Raw genomic sequence first — 1,121 nt, 5'->3', positions numbered from 1 at the left:
CGCCGAGGCTGGCCGCCGGAGCTTCACTGCCGCAGCCTGGTGCCGGACCGGACCGCTTCATTGAAGCCATCACGGCGGCCGTGCTGGCCCTTGACCACTCCTACCTGGCGGTGCAGGGTCCGCCCGGAACGGGCAAGACCCATGTGGGGTCCCACGTCATCGCCCGGCTCGTGGCCCGTGGCTGGAAAGTCGGCGTCGTCGGCCAGTCGCATGCGGTGGTGGAGAACCTGCTGAAGACCGCCGTCACGAAGGCCGGGGTCGACCCGGCGCTGGTGGCAAAAGACGTGAAGCACAACGACGCCCTGCCGTGGGCCCGGCGCACCGGCAAGGACGTTGCGGAGCTGTTGGGTGCGCCTGGAGGCGCCCTCGTCGGTGGCACGGCGTGGACCATGACCGGCGCCACCGTCCCGGCCGGCTCCCTGAACCTCCTGGTGATTGACGAGGCCGGCCAGTTCTCGCTGGCCAACACCCTTGCCGTGGCCCAGGCCAGCAGCCGGCTGCTCTTGCTCGGCGACCCGCAGCAGCTGCCGCAGGTCAGCCAGGGCAGGCACCCCGAGCCGGTCGACGAGTCTGCCCTGGGCTGGATTTCCGCAGGCCACGCCACGCTGCCACCCGAGCTTGGCTACTTCTTGGCCGACTCGTGGCGGATGAACTCAGAGCTGTGCCTGGCCGTCTCGGAGTTGTCCTACGAAGGCCGGTTACGTTCCGCCCCGCCCGCGGATCTGCGCCTTCTGGAAGGTGTGCCCGCGGGGATTGAGACGGTGATGGTGCCGCACAGCGGGAACACGACGTCGTCGGCCGAGGAGGCTGCCGAGGTCCTCGGGCAGGTGCGCCGCCATTTGGGCCTCTCCTGGCACACCGCAGACGGAGCCCGGCCATTGGAGGCGGCCGACATTCTGGTGGTGGCTGCCTACAACGCGCAGGTCAACGTCATCCGCGATGCCCTGGACGCCGCGAATCTCGCCGGCGCGCGGGTGGGGACCGTGGATAAGTTCCAGGGCCAGGAGGCCGCGGTCGTGATTGTGTCCATGGCATGTGCTGCGGTGGCCGAGGGTCCGCGGGGCATGGAGTTCCTGCTCTCGCGGATCCGGATCAATGTGGCGGTGTCCCGCGGCCAATGG

General features: G+C 69.7%; 1 protein-coding gene. It reads left to right on the top strand.

What is annotated here, in order from left to right:
• Positions 1-1,121, top strand: a 1,121-nt coding sequence (locus LQV45_RS34675) for an ATP-binding protein (protein ID WP_230012469.1), incomplete at both ends; no start/stop codon positions are given.

It is taken from the genome of Microbacterium sp. Bi128 (assembly GCF_918698205.1).
The sequence above is the reverse complement of the archived record's forward strand: the minus strand, read 5'-3'. Positions and strand labels throughout refer to the sequence as shown.